General features: G+C 58.1%; 16 protein-coding genes, 1 tRNA gene and 1 pseudogene. 15 read left to right on the forward strand and 3 right to left on the reverse strand.

The window, feature by feature from the left end; translation table 11 throughout:
• The 11 genes and pseudogenes from tuf to rpoC all read left to right on the forward strand — a co-directional run.
• A pseudogene (gene tuf, locus WA845_RS07680) lies at positions 1–146 on the forward strand (elongation factor Tu); the annotation flags it as partial.
• 141 nt (positions 147–287) lie between these two features.
• Positions 288–1,181: an NAD-dependent epimerase/dehydratase family protein gene (locus WA845_RS07685; protein WP_112557247.1), complete on the forward strand. Its 894-nt coding sequence runs from the start codon at positions 288–290 to the stop codon at positions 1,179–1,181.
• Between the two features lie 125 nt (positions 1,182–1,306).
• Positions 1,307–1,382 (forward strand) — tRNA-Trp (locus tag WA845_RS07690).
• 183 nt (positions 1,383–1,565) lie between these two features.
• A complete protein-coding gene (secE, locus tag WA845_RS07695) occupies positions 1,566–1,766 on the forward strand; it encodes a preprotein translocase subunit SecE (protein WP_004442643.1) in 201 nt (66 codons plus the stop codon).
• Positions 1,767–1,787: 21 nt separating this feature from the next.
• Positions 1,788–2,318, forward strand: a complete 531-nt coding sequence (gene nusG, locus WA845_RS07700) for a transcription termination/antitermination protein NusG (protein WP_003523721.1) — start codon at positions 1,788–1,790, stop codon at positions 2,316–2,318.
• 144 nt (positions 2,319–2,462) lie between these two features.
• Positions 2,463–2,894 (forward strand): 50S ribosomal protein L11, encoded by a 432-nt coding sequence (gene rplK / locus WA845_RS07705; protein WP_004442641.1) that lies wholly within the window; start codon positions 2,463–2,465, stop codon positions 2,892–2,894.
• Between the two features lie 2 nt (positions 2,895–2,896).
• Positions 2,897–3,592: a 50S ribosomal protein L1 gene (gene rplA / locus WA845_RS07710; RefSeq protein ID WP_003507704.1), complete on the forward strand. Its 696-nt coding sequence runs from the start codon at positions 2,897–2,899 to the stop codon at positions 3,590–3,592.
• Between the two features lie 355 nt (positions 3,593–3,947).
• Entirely contained in the window at positions 3,948–4,466 is a 519-nt protein-coding gene (gene rplJ, locus WA845_RS07715) for a 50S ribosomal protein L10 (RefSeq protein ID WP_004442637.1), read from the forward strand.
• 59 nt (positions 4,467–4,525) lie between these two features.
• Complete coding sequence (gene rplL / locus WA845_RS07720) at positions 4,526–4,903, forward strand: 50S ribosomal protein L7/L12 (protein ID WP_004442635.1); 378 nt, start codon at positions 4,526–4,528, stop codon at positions 4,901–4,903.
• 263 nt (positions 4,904–5,166) lie between these two features.
• A complete protein-coding gene (gene rpoB / locus WA845_RS07725; protein WP_022556539.1) occupies positions 5,167–9,303 on the forward strand; it encodes a DNA-directed RNA polymerase subunit beta in 4,137 nt (1,378 codons plus the stop codon).
• Positions 9,304–9,483: 180 nt separating this feature from the next.
• Positions 9,484–13,692, forward strand: a complete 4,209-nt coding sequence (rpoC, locus tag WA845_RS07730) for a DNA-directed RNA polymerase subunit beta' (RefSeq protein WP_004442633.1) — start codon at positions 9,484–9,486, stop codon at positions 13,690–13,692.
• A 138-nt stretch (positions 13,693–13,830) separates the two neighbouring features.
• On the opposite strand, the gene WA845_RS07735 is transcribed toward rpoC, so the two are convergent.
• From WA845_RS07735 to WA845_RS07745, 3 genes are all read right to left on the reverse strand, one after another.
• Positions 13,831–14,916: a helix-turn-helix transcriptional regulator gene (locus tag WA845_RS07735; RefSeq protein WP_112557245.1), complete on the reverse strand. Its 1,086-nt coding sequence runs from the start codon at positions 14,914–14,916 to the stop codon at positions 13,831–13,833.
• A gap of 96 nt (positions 14,917–15,012) precedes the next feature.
• Positions 15,013–15,363, reverse strand: coding sequence for a VOC family protein (locus WA845_RS07740; protein ID WP_112557243.1), 351 nt, complete (start codon positions 15,361–15,363; stop codon positions 15,013–15,015).
• Between the two features lie 12 nt (positions 15,364–15,375).
• Entirely contained in the window at positions 15,376–15,669 is a 294-nt protein-coding gene (locus WA845_RS07745; RefSeq protein WP_003523731.1) for a hypothetical protein, read from the reverse strand.
• A 528-nt stretch (positions 15,670–16,197) separates the two neighbouring features.
• On the opposite strand from WA845_RS07745, the gene rpsL reads away from it, so the two are divergent.
• The 4 genes from rpsL to WA845_RS07765 all read left to right on the forward strand — a co-directional run.
• Positions 16,198–16,569, forward strand: coding sequence for a 30S ribosomal protein S12 (gene rpsL, locus WA845_RS07750; RefSeq protein WP_003507760.1), 372 nt, complete (start codon positions 16,198–16,200; stop codon positions 16,567–16,569).
• Positions 16,570–16,645: 76 nt separating this feature from the next.
• Entirely contained in the window at positions 16,646–17,116 is a 471-nt protein-coding gene (gene rpsG / locus WA845_RS07755; protein WP_004442621.1) for a 30S ribosomal protein S7, read from the forward strand.
• 34 nt (positions 17,117–17,150) lie between these two features.
• On the forward strand, positions 17,151–19,250 hold the full coding sequence (gene fusA, locus WA845_RS07760; RefSeq protein ID WP_004442619.1) for an elongation factor G: 2,100 nt from the start codon (positions 17,151–17,153) through the stop codon (positions 19,248–19,250).
• A 65-nt stretch (positions 19,251–19,315) separates the two neighbouring features.
• Positions 19,316–19,442: GTP-binding protein (locus WA845_RS07765; protein WP_244455647.1), on the forward strand; the 127-nt coding region annotated here is incomplete at its 3' end.

Genomic DNA, 19,442 nt, shown 5'->3' on the forward strand with positions numbered 1-19,442 from the left:
GCACGGAAATGGTTATGCCTGGCGACAACGTCACGGTTGACGTCGAGCTGATCGTTCCGATCGCGATGGAAGAAAAGCTGCGCTTCGCTATCCGCGAAGGCGGCCGTACCGTCGGCGCCGGCATCGTTGCCTCGATCGTCGAGTAATCTTAAGGCCTGAAAAGGCTTGACGAAAACCCCGCTGGAGACAGCGGGGTTTTTTGTTTTGTGTCTCGCGCCTGGGGGACGGGAGCTTTCGTTCCTCGGTCCCGGCTGCTACTTCTTGCTGGGGAGATGATGAGGAGTATCATGAAGAAGCGCATTCTGTTTACCGGTGGTTCCGGCAAGGCCGGACGGCATGTGATCCCGTGGCTCATCGGCAAGGGATATGAGGTCCACAACATCGATCTCGTTCCGCTCGACAGGCCGGGCGTGACCAATCTCATCGTCGATATCACGGACAGCGGGCAGGTTTTTAATGCCCTTTCCATGCATCGGAACTTCGCGGAGCTCGAAAGCGGGAAGGGTGTTCTGCCCTTTGATGCGGTGATCCATTTTGCTGCGGTTCCACGCATTTTGATCAAGCCGGACAACGAGACGTTCCGTATCAACACCATGGGAACCTATAATGTCATCGAGGCCGCGATAAAGCTTGGCATCCGAAAGGTAGTGATAGCATCGAGCGAGACCACATACGGGGTCTGTTTCGCCGAGGGCGAGAAGGATTTTCACCACTTCCCGCTTGAAGAGGACTACGATGTCGATCCGATGGATTCCTACGGACTGTCGAAGGTGGTGAATGAAAGAACCGCGCGGGCCTTTGCCGAGCGAAGCGGATACGACATTTACGCGCTGCGAATCGGCAATGTCATCGAACCCCATGAGTATGAGAAGTTTCCCGATTTCTTTGCCCATCCGGAAACACGCAAACGCAACGCCTGGGGCTACATCGACGCACGTGATCTCGGCCAGATTTGTCATCTTTGCATCGAAAAGGATGGCCTCGGTTATCAGGTCTTCAATGCCGTTAATGATACAGCTACGGCAACGGTCCCCACGCGCGAGCTTGCCCGGACATATTTCCCTCAGGTGCAATTCCGCCGAGAGATCGGAGAGCATGAGGGATTGATCTCCAACCGCAAGATTCGCGAGATCCTTGGTTTCAAGGAAGAGCATGACTGGCGGAAATACGTCAAAACCTGACGGGTGCATGATTTTCGGGGGCAGAGTGGAAAAAACAAAAAACACACTTGCCATTCTTTTCCCTGCACCTTAAAGGAGCGCATACCGAATTGGCCAAGCGATTTCGCGGCCGGTTCAGGTGATTAAGGGGTATAGCTCAGTTGGTAGAGCGGCGGTCTCCAAAACCGCAGGTCGGGGGTTCGAGCCCCTCTGCCCCTGCCACTTTCCATTCGCAAGCGCGGTTTTCGCTGCATGGCAGATGGGGCCGGTTTACCGGCGAATTTCGCCGAATGTCGATTTCCTCTTGTTAAAAGCGGAATCGGTGTTTATGTAGGGTCAAAACAGACACGCGGTGCGTGGGGCTGATTAGTTCGGCTTTACGCGCCGTAATTGCGTGGGCAGTCAATGGCATCCAAAACCAATCCGTTTACGTTTCTGCAGCAGGTTCGCGCCGAAGCGTCAAAGATCACTTGGCCGTCGCGCCGCGAGACCATGATTTCGACGGCTATGGTGCTGGTGATGGTCATTTTCGCGGCTCTGTTCTTTTTTGCTGCTGACCAGCTCATTGGCTGGATTCTCAGCCTTGTGCTGAACGTCGGCCGGTAACGGATTGAACGGAGAGTAAAGATGGCAGCGCGCTGGTATATCGTTCACGCATATTCGAATTTCGAAAAGAAGGTCGCCGAGTCGATCGAGGAAAAGGCCCGTCAGAAGGGTCTGGACCATCTTTTCGAGAAAATCCTCGTGCCGACCGAAAAGGTGGTCGAGGTGCGCCGCGGCCGCAAGGTCGATAGCGAGCGCAAGTTCTTTCCGGGTTACGTGCTGGTGCGCGCCAACCTGACGGATGAGGCTTATCACCTCATCAAGAACACGCCGAAGGTCACCGGTTTCCTCGGTTCGGACAGCAAGCCTGTTCCGATTCCGGATTACGAAGCCGAGCGTATCCTTGGTCAGGTTCAGGAAGGTGTCGAGCGTCCGAAGTCTTCGGTTTCGTTCGAGATCGGCGAGCAGGTTCGCGTCTCCGACGGTCCTTTCGCGTCGTTCAACGGCGTGGTTCAGGACGTGGACGAAGAGCGTTCGCGCCTGAAGGTGGAAGTTTCGATTTTCGGCCGCGCAACGCCGGTCGAGCTGGAATACAATCAGGTCGAGAAGGTCTGATTGGCGGGGCGATGCCCCAAGCGCGTGGAAGGCTAACTGGCTCTCTAAGCCGGGGCAGGGCGCCGCACCACGCAACCGCAGCCGCCGGAGAAATCCGGCTTAAGAGAAGCCGGGCAACCGGTTTGAATTGAAAGGCAGAGAGATATGGCTAAGAAAGTTGCAGGCCAGCTCAAGTTGCAGGTAAAGGCTGGGTCGGCCAATCCGTCCCCGCCGATCGGTCCGGCACTTGGTCAGCGTGGCATTAACATCATGGAATTCTGCAAGGCGTTCAATGCCGCCACGCAGGAAATGGAAAAGGGTATGCCGATCCCGGTCGTCATCACCTATTACCAGGACAAGTCCTTCACCTTCGTCATGAAGCAGCCGCCGATGACGTACTGGCTGAAGAAGGAAGCAAAGATCACCTCCGGTTCCAAGACGCCTGGCAAGGGCGCCAAGGTCGGTTCCATCACCAAGGCTCAGGTCAAGTCGATCGCTGAAGCCAAGATGAAGGATCTGAACGCAGCCGACATCGAAGGCGCAATGGCAATGGTTGAGGGCTCTGCCCGCGCCATGGGCCTGGAAGTGGTAGGTTGATCATGGCCAAGGTAGCAAAGCGCATTCAGAAGATCCGCGAAGGCGTGGATCCGAACAAGCTCTACGTTCTCACCGACGCCATTTCGATGGTCAAGGAACGTGCAGTCGCCAAGTTCGACGAAACCGTTGAAGTTTCGATGAACCTCGGCGTTGACCCGCGCCATGCGGACCAGATGGTTCGTGGCGTTGTCAACCTGCCGAACGGCACCGGTCGTGACGTTCGCGTCGCCGTCTTCGCCCGTGGCGCCAAGGCTGATGAAGCCACGGCTGCCGGCGCTGACGTTGTTGGTGCGGAAGAGCTGGTTGAAATCGTTCAGGGCGGCAAGATCGACTTCGATCGCTGCATCGCGACCCCGGACATGATGCCGCTCGTCGGCCGTCTAGGCAAGGTACTCGGCCCGCGTGGCATGATGCCGAACCCGAAGGTCGGAACCGTGACCATGGACGTTGCCGGTGCTGTCAAGGCATCCAAGGGTGGCGCTGTCGAGTTCCGCGTCGAAAAGGCCGGTATCGTACACGCTGGCGTTGGCAAGGCTTCGTTCGACGCCAAGGCTCTTGAGGAAAACATCAAGGCTTTCGCCGATGCGGTCATCAAGGCAAAGCCGGCTGGCGCCAAGGGCAACTATGTCAAGCGCGTCGCCATCTCCTCGACCATGGGTCCGGGCGTCAAGATCGACCCTTCGTCGGTTACGGCTTAATCAATTCTCGCGCTTCCCGAGTGAAGTGTGAATAAAAGAATTTCCGGCTCCCAGGAGCCGGAGATTTCCGGGGAAACCCGGAACTCCTGTCCGAGATTGCGGGTGGCCATGTCCTTCGGGGCCCGGCCTTAATCATTTAGCCTGCATGAGACGGGTGAGGCTGGATTTGAGGTATCTGTCGATGCCTGACTGTCCGGTTCGAACCTGGTGTGCCTGTGCCTGAAGCCGTTTGCGGCGGCAGAGCGGGGGACAGGATCCTCGAGCGTCGCTCGGGATCTTTGTAAAAAGGTCCCTTGGGGCAAAGGCAAACCCGACGGGTTCACAATCATGTGGCCCCGTCTACTGGAGACAGACAGTGGAAAGAGCGGAAAAACGCGAATTCGTCACGGAGCTGAACGAAGTCTTCAAGGCTTCCGGTTCGGTTGTCGTGGCCCACTATGCTGGTGTCACCGTTGCGCAGATGAACGACTTCCGTTCGAAGATGCGCGCTGCCGGAGGCACCGTCAAGGTCGCGAAGAACCGCCTGGCCAAGATCGCTCTTCAGGGTACGGAGTCGGAAGGGATGACCAATCTCTTCAAGGGACAGACGCTGATTGCATACAGCACTGACCCGATGATCGCTCCGAAAGTCGTCATGGATTTCGCCAAGACCAACGACAAGGTCGTTGTTTTGGGCGGCGCCATGGGCGCAACCACGCTCAACGCCGAAGCAGTCAAGTCGCTCGCGACCCTGCCTTCGCTGGACGAGCTGCGCGCAAAGCTGCTGGGCCTTCTCAATGCCCCGGCAACTCGCGTCGCTACGGTTGTCGCCGCACCTGCAAGCCAGCTGGCTCGGGTGTTCTCGGCTTACGCCAAGAAGGACGAAGCCGCTTAAGGCGGTTTTTCGCTGTAAATATTCAAACTGGTTCGAACTGAACAAAAGGAACTATCAAAATGGCTGATCTCGCAAAGATCGTAGAAGACCTCTCCTCGCTGACCGTTCTGGAAGCTGCAGAACTGTCCAAGCTTCTCGAAGAAAAGTGGGGCGTTTCCGCTGCTGCTCCGGTAGCCGTTGCTGCTGCTGGCGGCGCTGCTGCTGCTGCTGCTCCGGAAGAAGAAAAGACCGAGTTCGACGTTATCCTGGTTGACGCTGGCGCCAACAAGATCAACGTCATCAAGGAAGTTCGCGGCATCACCGGCCTCGGCCTCAAGGAAGCCAAGGACCTCGTTGAAGGCGCTCCGAAGCCGGTCAAGGAAGCCGTTTCCAAGGCTGAAGCTGCTGATCTCAAGAAGAAGCTTGAAGACGCAGGCGCCAAGGTTGACGTTAAGTAATCTTGCGATTGCTGGCGGGAAGGGGCTTAATGCCCCTTCCCGTCGTCATCGTTTTTAAAACTCATTACCCAAAAGCCGCGTGAAAATGGCTTTTGGGTAATGGGTTCTTCAAGAGAATGGTTCCGAACCGGCTCATCAAGGCAATCCGGCCTGATCGATCCGGGATGTGGAACGAGATTGAGGATACCCATTGATTGACGGGATCGACTGGCCATCGGTTCCCGTCCGTTGCAGGCCCGGATGCAATTTTTAAAGGAGCGACGATGGCTCAGACCCTTTCGTTTAACGGTCGCAGGCGCGTACGCAAGTTTTTCGGCAAAATTCCAGAAGTAGCGGAAATGCCGAACCTCATTGAGGTTCAGAAGGCTTCGTACGACCAGTTTCTCATGGTTGACGAGCCCAAGGGTGGCCGTCCCGACGAGGGATTGAATGCCGTTTTCAAATCCGTATTCCCGATCACCGATTTTTCCGGCGCCTCCATGCTCGAATTCGTATCCTACGAATTCGAAGCGCCAAAGTTCGACGTCGAGGAATGCCGTCAGCGCGATCTGACCTATGCAGCGCCGCTCAAGGTGACGCTGCGCCTCATCGTGTTCGATATCGATGAAGATACGGGCGCGAAGTCCATCAAGGACATCAAGGAACAGTCCGTCTACATGGGCGACATGCCGCTCATGACCAATAACGGCACGTTCATCGTCAACGGCACCGAGCGCGTCATCGTTTCGCAGATGCACCGTTCGCCGGGCGTGTTCTTCGATCACGACAAGGGCAAGAGCCATTCTTCCGGCAAGCTGCTCTTTGCTGCCCGTGTCATTCCGTATCGCGGTTCCTGGCTCGACATCGAGTTCGACGCCAAGGATATCGTCTATGCGCGTATCGACCGTCGCCGCAAGATCCCCGTGACCTCGCTGCTGATGGCGCTTGGCATGGACGGCGAAGACATTCTGTCGACCTTCTACACCAAGGCTTCCTATGAGCGTGACGGCGACGGCTGGCGTATTCCGTTCCAGCCCGAAGCGCTGAAGAACGCCAAGGTCGTCACCGACATGATCGACGCCGATACCGGCGAAGTGGTCGTCGAGGCCGGCAAGAAGCTCACGCCGCGCCTTATCCGCCAGCTCTCCGAAAAGGGCCTCAAGGCGCTGAAGGCGACCGACGAAGACCTTTACGGCAACTACCTGGCCGAAGACATCGTCAACTACGAGACGGGTGAAATCTATCTCGAGGCCGGCGACGAAATCGACGAGAAGACCCTCGGTCTGATCCTGCAGTCCGGTTTTGACGAGATTCCGGTTCTCAACATCGACCACGTCAATGTTGGCGCCTATATCCGCAACACACTGTCTGCCGACAAGAACGAGAACCGCCAGGAAGCCCTGTTCGACATCTACCGCGTCATGCGTCCGGGTGAGCCGCCGACCATGGATTCGGCGGAAGCGATGTTCAACTCGCTGTTCTTCGATGCAGAGCGTTACGATCTTTCGGCCGTTGGTCGCGTGAAGATGAACATGCGCCTCGATCTCGACGCGGAAGACACCGTGCGCACGCTGCGCAAGGAAGACATCCTCGCCGTCGTCAAGATGCTGGTCGAACTGCGCGACGGCAAGGGCGAAATCGACGACATCGACAACCTCGGCAACCGCCGTGTGCGTTCTGTCGGCGAGCTGATGGAAAACCAGTATCGTCTGGGCCTTCTGCGCATGGAACGTGCGATCAAGGAACGTATGTCCTCGATCGAAATCGACACCGTGATGCCGCAGGACCTGATCAACGCGAAGCCGGCAGCTGCTGCCGTTCGCGAATTCTTCGGTTCCTCGCAGCTGTCGCAGTTCATGGACCAGGTGAACCCGCTTTCGGAAATCACCCACAAGCGTCGTCTTTCGGCTCTTGGACCGGGTGGTCTGACCCGCGAGCGCGCCGGCTTCGAAGTCCGCGACGTTCACCCGACCCACTACGGCCGTATTTGCCCGATCGAGACGCCGGAAGGCCCGAACATCGGTCTGATCAACTCGCTTGCAACCTTTGCCCGTGTCAACAAGTACGGCTTCATCGAGAGCCCGTACCGCAAGATCACCGACGGCAAGGTCACGAACGACGTTATCTACCTCTCCGCCATGGAAGAGGCGAAGTATTACGTCGCGCAGGCCAACGCGCCGCTCAATGAAGACGGTTCTTTCTCGGAAGAGTTCGTCGTCTGCCGTCACTCGGGCGAAGTTATGCTCGCACCGCGTGACAACATCAACCTGATGGACGTTTCGCCGAAGCAGCTCGTTTCGGTCGCAGCGGCTCTCATTCCGTTCCTGGAAAACGACGACGCCAACCGCGCTCTCATGGGCTCGAACATGCAGCGTCAGGCCGTTCCGCTTCTGCGCGCAGAGGCGCCTTTCGTGGGCACCGGCATGGAACCGATCGTTGCGCGTGACTCCGGCGCTGCCATCGCGGCTCGCCGCGGCGGTGTCGTCGACCAGGTCGACGCGACGCGTATCGTTATCCGCGCTACGGAAGATCTCGATGCAGGCAAGTCCGGCGTTGACATCTACCGTCTGCAGAAGTTCCAGCGTTCGAACCAGAACACCTGCGTCAACCAGCGTCCGCTGGTGTCCGTCGGCGATATCATCTCCAAGGGTGACATCATCGCGGATGGTCCGTCGACCGACCTCGGTGACCTGGCTCTCGGCCGTAACGCGCTCGTCGCGTTCATGCCCTGGAACGGCTACAACTACGAAGACTCGATCCTGATGTCGGAGCGTATCGTTTCCGACGACGTGTTCACCTCCATCCACATCGAAGAATTCGAAGTGATGGCGCGTGACACGAAGCTTGGTCCGGAAGAAATCACGCGCGATATTCCGAACGTTTCGGAAGAAGCGCTGAAGAACCTCGACGAAGCCGGTATCGTCTACATCGGTGCGGAAGTTCAGCCAGGTGACATCCTCGTCGGCAAGATCACGCCGAAGGGCGAAAGCCCGATGACGCCGGAAGAAAAGCTTCTGCGCGCCATCTTCGGTGAAAAGGCTTCCGACGTTCGCGACACCTCCATGCGCATGCCTCCGGGCACGTTCGGTACGGTCGTGGAAGTCCGCGTCTTCAACCGTCACGGTGTGGAGAAGGACGAGCGCGCGATGGCTATCGAGCGCGAAGAGATCGAGCGTCTGGCGAAGGACCGTGACGACGAGCAGGCGATCCTCGACCGTAACGTCTACGGCCGTCTGATCGACATGCTGCGTGGCCAGGTTTCGATTGCCGGTCCGAAGGGCTTCAAGAAGGGCGTCGAGCTCTCCAACGCCGTCGTCTCCGAATATCCCCGCTCGCAGTGGTGGATGTTCGCCGTCGAGGACGAAAAGGCCCAGGCTGAGATCGAAGCACTTCGCGGCCAGTACGACGAATCCAAGTCGCGCCTTGAGCAGCGCTTCATGGACAAGGTCGAAAAGGTCCAGCGCGGCGATGAAATGCCTCCGGGCGTCATGAAGATGGTCAAGGTCTTCGTTGCCGTTAAGCGCAAGATCCAGCCGGGCGACAAGATGGCCGGCCGTCACGGTAACAAGGGCGTCGTCTCGCGTATCGTTCCGGTCGAAGACATGCCGTTCCTCGAAGACGGCACGCATGTCGACATCTGCTTGAACCCGCTCGGCGTGCCTTCGCGCATGAACGTCGGCCAGATCCTCGAAACCCACCTCGCATGGGCATGCGCAGGCATGGGCAAGAAGATCGGCGAGATGCTCGAAGAGTATCGCAAGACGATGGACATCAGCGAGCTTCGCAGCGAGCTGACGGAAATCTACGCGTCTGAAGCCAATGACGAGGTTCAGCGTTTTGACGACGACTCGCTCGTCAAGCTCGCCGAAGAAGCCAAACGCGGTGTTTCCATTGCGACTCCGGTTTTCGACGGTGCACATGAGCCTGACGTTGCCGCGATGCTGAAGAAGGCAGGTCTGCATGAATCCGGTCAGTCCGTTCTTTACGACGGCCGTACCGGTGAGCCGTTCGATCGCAAGGTCACCGTCGGCTACATGTACATGATCAAGCTGAACCACCTTGTCGACGACAAGATCCACGCTCGTTCGATCGGTCCTTACTCGCTCGTTACCCAGCAGCCGCTGGGCGGCAAGGCGCAGTTCGGCGGTCAGCGCTTCGGGGAAATGGAAGTCTGGGCTCTGGAAGCATACGGCGCGGCTTACACGCTGCAGGAAATGCTCACCGTCAAGTCGGACGACGTGGCTGGCCGCACGAAGGTTTACGAAGCAATCGTCCGTGGCGACGACACCTTCGAAGCCGGTATCCCCGAGAGCTTCAACGTTCTCGTCAAGGAAATGCGGTCGCTCGGCCTGTCCGTCGAGCTGGAAAACTCGAAGATCGAGAACCAGCCCGAAGACCAGCTGCCTGACGCGGCGGAATAAACACGACAGAGGCGGGCGCCTGAGAGGGCGCCTGCCGGTTTCCCGAGCGGTCTCTGCGGTTCGGGATACTTTCGCCGCATTATGCGGTTAATCCGTATTTAAAGCTCTGGACGGCGACCCGGGAAGAAGCCGGTCCAGATGCAAACAGGGGCAGCAGCTAGCCTCTCAAGGAGACAAGGCATGAACCAAGAGGTCATGAATCTTTTCAATCCTCAGGTGCCTGCGCAGCATTTCGATTCCATCCGGATTTCGATCGCTTCGCCGGAAAAAATCCTGTCGTGGTCCTACGGCGAGATCAAGAAGCCGGAAACCATCAACTACCGTACGTTCAAGCCTGAGCGTGACGGTCTTTTCTGCGCGCGTATCTTTGGGCCGATCAAGGACTATGAGTGCCTGTGCGGCAAGTACAAGCGCATGAAGTACAAGGGCATCATCTGCGAAAAGTGCGGCGTCGAAGTCACGCTGTCGCGCGTTCGCCGTGAGCGCATGGGCCATATCGAGCTCGCAGCGCCGGTTGCCCACATCTGGTTCCTGAAGTCGCTTCCTTCGCGTATCTCGACCCTGCTCGACATGACGCTGAAGGATGTCGAGCGCGTTCTCTATTTCGAGAACTACATTGTCACGGAACCCGGTCTCACCTCGCTCAAGCAGAACCAGCTTCTGTCTGAAGAAGAGTACATGATCGCCGTCGACGAGTTCGGCGAAGACCAGTTCACCGCCATGATCGGCGCTGAAGCCATCTATGAGATGCTGGCTTCGATGAACCTCGAAAAGATCGCCGGCGACCTGCGTGCCGAACTTGCTGAGACCACGTCGGATCTCAAGCAGAAGAAGCTGATGAAGCGCCTGAAGATCGTCGAGAACTTCATGGAATCGGGCAACCGTCCTGAATGGATGATCATGAAGGTCGTTCCGGTCATTCCGCCGGACCTGCGTCCGCTGGTTCCGCTGGATGGCGGCCGTTTTGCGACGTCCGACCTCAACGATCTCTATCGCCGCGTCATCAACCGTAACAATCGTCTGAAGCGCCTGATCGAGCTTCGTGCGCCTGGCATCATCATCCGCAACGAAAAGCGTATGTTGCAGGAATCCGTCGATGCGCTGTTCGACAACGGCCGTCGCGGCCGCGTCATCACGGGTGCCAACAAGCGCCCGCTGAAGTCGCTGTCCGACATGCTCAAGGGCAAGCAGGGCCGTTTCCGCCAGAACCTTCTCGGCAAGCGCGTCGACTATTCCGGCCGTTCGGTCATCGTGACCGGTCCGGAACTGAAGCTGCACCAGTGCGGTCTGCCGAAGAAGATGGCGCTCGAACTGTTCAAGCCGTTCATCTACGCCCGCCTCGACGCCAAGGGTTACTCCTCGACCGTCAAGCAGGCCAAGAAGCTGGTTGAAAAGGAAAAGCCTGAGGTTTGGGATATCCTCGACGAGGTCATCCGCGAGCATCCGGTTCTCTTGAACCGCGCACCGACGCTGCACCGTCTGGGTATCCAGGCTTTCGAACCCATGCTGGTCGAAGGCAAGGCCATCCAGCTGCACCCGCTCGTCTGCACGGCCTTCAACGCCGACTTCGACGGTGACCAGATGGCTGTTCACGTTCCGCTTTCGCTGGAAGCCCAGCTGGAAGCGCGCGTGCTGATGATGTCGACCAACAACATCCTGCATCCGGCAAACGGCCACCCGATCATCGTTCCTTCGCAGGACATGGTTCTCGGCCTGTATTACCTGTCGATCATGAACCAGAACGAGCCGGGCGAAGGCATGGCCTTCTCCGACATCGGTGAGCTGCATCACGCACTTGAAAACAAGGTCGTGACGCTGCATGCCAAGATCCGTGGTCGCTTCAAGACCGTGGATGCCGATGGCAAGCCGGTTTCGAAGATCCATGAGACGACCCCCGGCCGTATGCTGATTGGCGAACTTCTGCCGAAGAACGTCAACGTGCCTTTCGACGTCTGCAACCAGGAAATGACCAAGAAGAACATCTCCAAGATGATCGACACGGTCTACCGTCATTGCGGCCAGAAAGACACGGTCATCTTCTGTGACCGCATCATGCAGCTCGGCTTTGCCCATGCCTGCCGCGCCGGCATTTCGTTCGGCAAGGACGACATGGTCATTCCTGACAGCAAGGTGAAGATCGTTGGCGACACCGAAGCTCTCGTGAAGGAATACGAACAGCAGTACAATGACGGTCTCATCACCCAGGGCGAAAAGTACAACAAGGTTGTCGACGCCTGGGGCAAGGCAACCGAAAAGGTCGCCGAAGAGATGATGGCACGCATCAAGGCTGTCGAGTTCGATCCGGAAACGGGCCGCCAGAAGCCGATGAACTCCATCTACATGATGTCTCACTCGGGTGCTCGTGGTTCTCCGAACCAGATGCGTCAGCTGGGCGGCATGCGCGGTCTGATGGCGAAGCCATCGGGTGAAATCATCGAGACGCCGATCATCTCGAACTTCAAGGAAGGCCTGACCGTTAACGAGTACTTCAACTCGACCCACGGTGCCCGTAAGGGTCTCGCAGACACCGCCCTGAAGACCGCGAACTCGGGTTACCTGACCCGTCGTCTCGTCGACGTCGCGCAGGATTGCATCGTCAACTCCAGGGATTGCGGCACCGACAAGGGCCTCACCATGACTGCCATCGTTGATGCCGGTCAGGTGGTTGCTTCGCTCGGCGCGCGTATCCTCGGTCGTACGGCTCTCGATGACATCGACAATCCGGTCACCGGCGAGAACATCGTCAAGGCTGGTACGCTGATCGACGAAGCCGACGTGGCTGCCATCGAGAAGGCTGGCATCCAGTCCGTTCGCATCCGCTCGGCGCTCACCTGCGAAGTGCAGGTTGGTGTCTGCGGCGTCTGCTACGGTCGTGACCTTGCACGCGGTACGCCTGTCAACATGGGCGAAGCCGTTGGCGTTATCGCCGCTCAGTCGATCGGTGAACCTGGCACGCAGCTCACCATGCGTACGTTCCACCTTGGTGGCACGGCAAACGTGGTCGACCAGTCGTTCCTCGAAGCGTCTTATGAAGGCACGATCCAGATCAAGAACCGCAACATCCTGCGGAACTCCGAAGGCGTTCTCATCGCCATGGGCCGTAACATGTCCGTTACGATCCTTGATGAGCGCGGCGCGGAACGTTCCACACAGCGTGTGGCTTACGGTTCGAAGATCTTCGTTGATGATGGCGACAAGGTAAAGCGTGGCCAGCGTCTTGCAGAGTGGGACCCTTACACCCGTCCGATGATGACGGAAGTGGAAGGTACCGTTCACTTCGAAGACCTCGTCGACGGTCTCTCCGTTCTGGAAGCAACCGACGAATCCACCGGCATCACCAAGCGTCAGGTCATTGACTGGCGCTCGACGCCGCGCGGTTCGGATCTCAAGCCTGCGATCGTCATCAAGGACGCGTCCGGCGCTGTTGCGAAGCTTGCCCGTGGTGGCGAAGCCCGCTTCCAGCTCTCGGTCGACGCCATCCTGTCGGTCGAGCCGGGTGCGAAGGTCTCCCAGGGTGACGTGCTTGCACGTTCGCCGCTGGAAAGCGCCAAGACGAAGGACATCACCGGTGGTCTGCCGCGCGTTGCGGAACTGTTCGAAGCCCGTCGTCCGAAGGATCACGCCATCATCGCAGAGATCGATGGTACGATCCGCCTCGGCCGCGACTACAAGAACAAGCGCCGCGTGATGATCGAGCCTGCGGAAGACGGCGTCGAGCCGGTCGAATACCTGATCCCGAAGGGCAAGCCCTTCCACCTTCAGGAAGGCGACTATATCGAAAAGGGTGAATACATCCTCGACGGTAACCCGGCGCCGCACGACATTCTGGCGATCAAGGGCGTGGAAGCTCTGGCTTCCTACCTCGTGAACGAAATCCAGGAAGTCTACCGTCTGCAGGGCGTTGTGATCAACGACAAGCACATCGAGGTGATCGTTCGCCAGATGCTGCAGAAGGTTGAAATCACCGATGCTGGCGATAGCCAGTACATCGTGGGTGACAACGTTGATCGCATCGAGCTCGATGACAACAATGACCGCCTGATCGAAGAAGGCAAGAAGCCTGCCTATGGCGAGCCGGTTCTGCTCGGCATCACCAAGGCTTCGCTGCAGACGCCGTCCTTCATCTCGGCCGCCTCCTTCCAGGAAACCACCAAGGTTCTCACGGAAGCTGCGATTGCCGGCAAGACGGACACGCTGCAGGGTCTCAAGGAAAACGTCATCGTCGGCCGTCTCATCCCGGCTGGTACCGGCGGCACCATGACGCAGATCCGCCGCATCGCCACCTCGCGCGACGACCTCATTCTCGAGGAACGCCGCAAGGGGACCGGTGCAGGTTCTGCAAACCAGATGCTGCAGGACATGACGGACCAGGCTCCGGCTGCCGAGTAAGGTCAGACAGGGCAGGGGCTTTGCGGATCCCCCCAAAGTTCGAAGCAAAACGCCCGGAGCAATCCGGGCGTTTTTGTTTTTATGGACAGAGGCCGGGCGCCTCCACCGCCGCCCGGCATTCCTGCATATGCAACAGGGTTAGTCCTGTTTCCGGATGTTATAGCGGGTCAGGACAGAGAGGCGCCGAACAAGATCGGTCTGGCCTGCGCTGCCGGTCTTGGCATAGATCGACTTCGCGTTGCTGCGCACCGTTTCATGGGAAATCTGCAATTGCTTCGCCACTGCCGGTAGCGAAAGTCCTTTCATGATCTCCAAAGCCACGCGTGCCTCGCCTCTTGTAAGGTCGTATAGCCCCTTCAACAACGCGCTTGCGTCGGCAATGGTGCCGGTGGGCTGCGATATGAGCACGATGGCGTTGCCTTTCGGAGATAAGTCGAGCGCCTTCTTGCGCAGTGGTATGACGTGAAGAATGCAGGGTCTATCTTCACCGGCGGGGAGAGGGAAGGAACCGGCATCGTGCCCGGCCAGCGCTTTGTACAGGAGCCGGTTCACCCTCTCGTCAGCAATGGCAATACTGTCGCGTGTGGGGGCGGCGAAACATTTCTGCAGTGACAGGAAGAGATCGTTGGCCGAGAGAATGAGGCCGTTTGCCTGCAGCACGGCTGCCGGAGCGCCAATGGCATTGAGGCCGAAGGTCATCGCGTCGGCTTTCTGCCGTTGCAGCCGCGTTGCGAGCGCAAGGCTACGGGCGATATGTGGCCTCAGTCCGGCGAGTGCAGCCATCGTATCAGGCCGGATTATGCCAGCTTCCAGCCTGTGTTCAAACAGCACTGTCATCTCCGGATGGCCGGGCGGCGCGACCTGTGTCGTCGCACCATAGCCCAGGCCGCGGGGCTTGAGGAACTCACGGACGATCGGCAGTTCGGCCCATTCATCAGGGGTGAAGACGTCGAAATCCTGCACGAAGGCGAACCGGCCTTCACGGGCAGTACGCGTAAGGCGATCATTGCGGTGATTCCAGCCTCCCGCCATGTAGTCCTTCATCAGTTCTTGAAAGTTGGGCGTGTGCAGCCAGGCCTGGTCTTCCCCCTTGCCCCAGGTGATGGCGCCGCCCCAGAAACCGAGGCGGCCGCCGGCATTTGCCAGAACCTGCGACCAGCGGTCGGGAAAAAGCGCCGCTTCATAAATGTCATCGATAATGTCTGACGACGATAAAGTATCCAACCCGACCCCGAAATTTTGCGTCGGAACTATCCTAAGCCTATGTTTGCACGGCATTCAATCTTTTAAGAATCAATACTATTATTCAGAATATATATTCTATAAGTGACTTAATATATTGACAAGCTTTCCAAAAGGGTCGCGTACGAACATGCGACGTACGCCCCAGGACTCGACGGTGGGGCCGTATTCTATCGGCAGTCCGGCTGCGACGATCCGGTCGCGGACCTCATCGAAATTGTCGACTTCTATGGAGAAGTCCGGCACATCTGTGCCGGAACCGCCTTCGCGCGCAAAGCTTAGCTGCGCCGGCGCCTTGAGCGGGCTGGCATGGGTGACGATCCAGCCATGATCTATGGCGACCGGCATGCCGAGGATATCGCCATAAAAGACCTGCGCCCGCGCGGGGTCGGAGGTAGCGATGTTGGCGACGACACGTCTGACCGCCATGGCCAAGGCTCTTCAGGCGAAGCGGATGATGGCGACTTCGCCTTCGAGCGCGCCCTGATAGGCCGAGGCGTGCGGCTCTTCATCAGGAATTTCGGTCAGCATGCCGATCTGGTCGAGATCGGCTTCGATGAAGCCTTCCTCGGAAAGCGCGTTCAGCGTTTCGCGAACGGCTGTGTCGTCATCCGGCGCCCTGAGGATGACGTGAATGTCGATACCCTCGGAGTTGTCGGTTTCGTAAGCCTTGCCGATGACGATGAAGACCATCGGCTCGTCGCGTCCGTTGTCGTTGTCGGGGAGAGTGCTCATGACGCGGTTCCTTGATCTTTCGTTGCTGTCATCAGGGCAGGGGGGAATCGGTTCCGCCCGCGGCGCGGCCATGTCCGGCCAGCCTGAGGGAATCAATAGACGGATTTTATGAAAAGCCAAAGGCCGGAGGTTAAAATCGCTGCCGTTGATGCCGACTTATCGTATAGGGAGGGGGAAATGGCGTTGCGGTGGCGTTCGTGGCCCCGGGCGCGGGCGCAAAATGCGGATTCACCCTTGACGAAAGCTGGCTAAAACAGTAGTACGCCCGCCATCGGAGCCTCTGTGGGTGCTGGCCGTTCGGTAAGCTTTTTCCCGAACATCATCTCAAACGGGTCTCCATTGCACGTAGAAGACACGAATGTTGCACGCAAGACGCCTCATCCGGTGTCCTCTGCTCTTGGTGGTCCATCCGTGAAACCGGATCGGGCCACGTTTTGCGCATGAGGATATATGCGTGCATCGTCGCCGGCAACGGCATAGCCGCCACCCGTGAGGGTGGCTAAAGTAGTTTTTGCAAGGGATGGTTATATGCCTACCGTAAACCAGCTGATCCGCAAGCCTCGCCAGGCACAGGTAAAGCGCAACAAGGTTCCTGCCCTGCAGGAAAACCCGCAGAAGCGTGGTGTTTGCACCCGCGTTTACACGACGACCCCGAAGAAGCCGAACTCGGCTCTGCGTAAGGTTGCCAAGATCCGCCTCACCAACGGCTTCGAAGTCATCGGCTACATTCCTGGCGAAGGTCACAACCTTCAGGAACACTCTGTCGTCATGATCCGCGGCGGCCGCGTGAAGGACTTGCCGGGCGTTCGTTACCACATCATCCGCGGTGTTCTCGATACCCAGGGCGTCAAGAACCGCAAGCAGCGCCGTTCGAAGTACGGTGCGAAGCGTCCGAAGTAATTTCGGCAACAACAATTCGGCGCTGCGCGAGGTTCTCCGCGTGGTATAGCGTCAATAACATTGAGAGACAAAAAGTATGTCCCGTCGCCATAGTGCAGAAAAGCGTGAGATCAACCCGGATCCGAAGTTCGGTGATCTGGTCGTCACCAAGTTCATGAACGCCATCATGCTTCACGGCAAGAAGTCGGTAGCAGAAAGCATCGTTTACGGCGCGTTCGACGTCGTTCAGGGCAAGACGAAGCAGGAGCCGCTCGCCGTGTTCCATTCGGCCCTCGACAATGTTGCGCCGCATGTTGAAGTGCGTTCGCGCCGCGTTGGTGGTGCGACATACCAGGTTCCGGTTGATGTTCGTCCCGAGCGTCGCCAGGCCCTCGCAATCCGCTGGTTGATCACCGCTGCGCGCAAGCGCAACGAAACGACCATGATCGATCGCCTCTCCGGCGAACTCATGGACGCTGCGAACAACCGCGGCTCCGCCGTCAAGAAGCGTGAAGACACGCACAAGATGGCCGACGCTAACCGCGCATTCTCGCATTACCGCTGGTAATCTTAACCGATCGCATATCGAAAGGCAGTCCATTATGGCTCGCGAATATAAAATCGAAGACTACCGCAATTTCGGTATCATGGCGCATATCGACGCCGGCAAGACGACCACCACCGAGCGTATTCTCTATTACACCGGTAAGTCGCACAAGATCGGCGAAGTTCACGATGGCGCAGCCACGATGGACTGGATGGAGCAGGAGCAGGAGCGTGGTATCACCATCACGTCCGCTGCGACCACGACCTTCTGGAAGGGCCGTGACGGCAAGACCCGCCGCTTCAACATCATCGACACCCCCGGCCACGTTGACTTCACCATCGAAGTCGAGCGTTCGCTGCGCGTTCTCGACGGCGCCATCGCGCTGCTCGACGCCAACGCCGGTGTTGAGCCGCAGACGGAAACCGTCTGGCGTCAGGCTGAGAAGTATCATGTTCCGCGCATGATCTTCTGCAACAAGATGGACAAGACCGGTGCTGACTTCTACCGCTCGGTAGAAATGATCAAGACCCGTCTCGGCGCCACTGCCGTTGTCATGCAGCTGCCGATCGGCGCTGAGACCGAGTTCAAGGGCGTTATCGACCTGATCGAGATGAATGCTCTCGTATGGCGCGACGAGTCGCTCGGCGCCCAGTGGGACGTCGTCGAGATCCCCGAGGACATGAAGGCCAAGGCTGAAGAATATCGTGAAAAGCTGATCGAGACGGTTGTCGAGATCGACGAAGAAGCGATGGAAGCCTACCTCGAAGGCAACTACCCGGACAACGACAAGATTCGTGAACTCGTTCGCCGCGGCACCATCGACGTGAAGTTCCACCCGATGTTCTGTGGTACCGCGTTCAAGAACAAGGGCGTTCAGCCGCTCCTCGACGCCGTTGTCGACTATCTGCCTTCGCCGCTGGACATTCCGGCGATCAAGGGCATCGACGCCAAGACGGAAGCCGAAATCGAGCGTCACGCTGACGATTCCGAGCCGCTTTCCATGCTCGCGTTCAAGATCATGAACGACCCCTTCGTTGGTTCGCTCACTTTCGCACGCATCTACTCGGGCAAGCTCGAAAAGGGCACGTCTGTCATGAACACGGTCAAGGACAAGCGCGAGCGCGTCGGCCGTATGCTTCAGATGCACTCCAACAGCCGTGAAGACATCGAAGAAGCCTATGCAGGCGACATCGTTGCTCTGGCTGGTCTCAAGGAAACCACCACTGGCGATACGCTCTGCGATCCGCTGAAGCCGGTTATCCTCGAGCGCATGGAATTCCCCGAGCCGGTCATCCAGATCGCGATCGAGCCAAAGACCAAGGGCGACCAGGAAAAGATGGGCCTCGCGCTCAACCGTCTGGCTGCTGAAGATCCGTCCTTCCGCGTCAAGACCGACGACGAATCCGGCCAGACCATCATTGCCGGCATGGGCGAACTTCACCTGGACATCATCGTTGACCGTATGCGTCGCGAGTTCAAGGTTGAAGCAACCGTCGGTGCTCCGCAGGTTGCCTACCGCGAAACGATCACGCGTCAGCACGAAGAAGACTACACGCACAAGAAGCAGTCCGGTGGTACCGGTCAGTTCGCTCGCGTGAAGATCATCTTCGAACCGAACCCCGAAGGCGAAGACTTCAAGTTCGAGTCGAAGATCGTCGGTGGTGCTGTTCCGAAGGAATACATCCCGGGCGTTCAGAAGGGTATCGAAAGCGTTCTGTCTTCCGGTCCGCTGGCTGGCTTCCCGATGCTCGGCGTCAAGGCGACGCTGGTCGACGGTGCATTCCACGATGTTGACTCGTCGGTTCTCGCCTTCGAAATCGCATCGCGTGCCTGCTTCCGTGAAGCAGCCAAGAAGGCTGGTGCACAGCTTCTCGAGCCGATGATGAAGGTCGAAGTCGTAACGCCGGAAGACTATGTCGGCGACGTTATCGGCGACCTGAACTCCCGTCGTGGTCAGATCCAGGGCCAGGAAAGCCGTGGTATCGCCGTCGTCATCAACGCGCATGTTCCGCTCGCGAACATGTTCAAGTACGTCGATAACCTGCGCTCCATGTCGCAGGGTCGCGCTCAGTACTCGATGACGTTCGATCACTATTCGCCGGTTCCGTCGAACGTGGCGCAGGAAATCCAGGCAAAGTACTCCGGTCAGAAGTGATCGGGGTACGCCCCACCGAATTTTGAAGATTATTCCCGTCACGGGACAAGAATGGAGAGCCACTAATGGCAAAGAGCAAGTTTGAGCGGACGAAGCCGCACGTCAACATTGGCACGATCGGTCACGTTGACCATGGCAAGACGTCGCTGACGGCAGCAATCACGAAGTTCTTCGGCGAGTTCAAGGCGTATG

Source organism: Agrobacterium sp. CMT1, assembly GCF_037203725.1.
GTDB classification, from domain to species: Bacteria; Pseudomonadota; Alphaproteobacteria; order Rhizobiales; family Rhizobiaceae; genus Agrobacterium; species Agrobacterium pusense.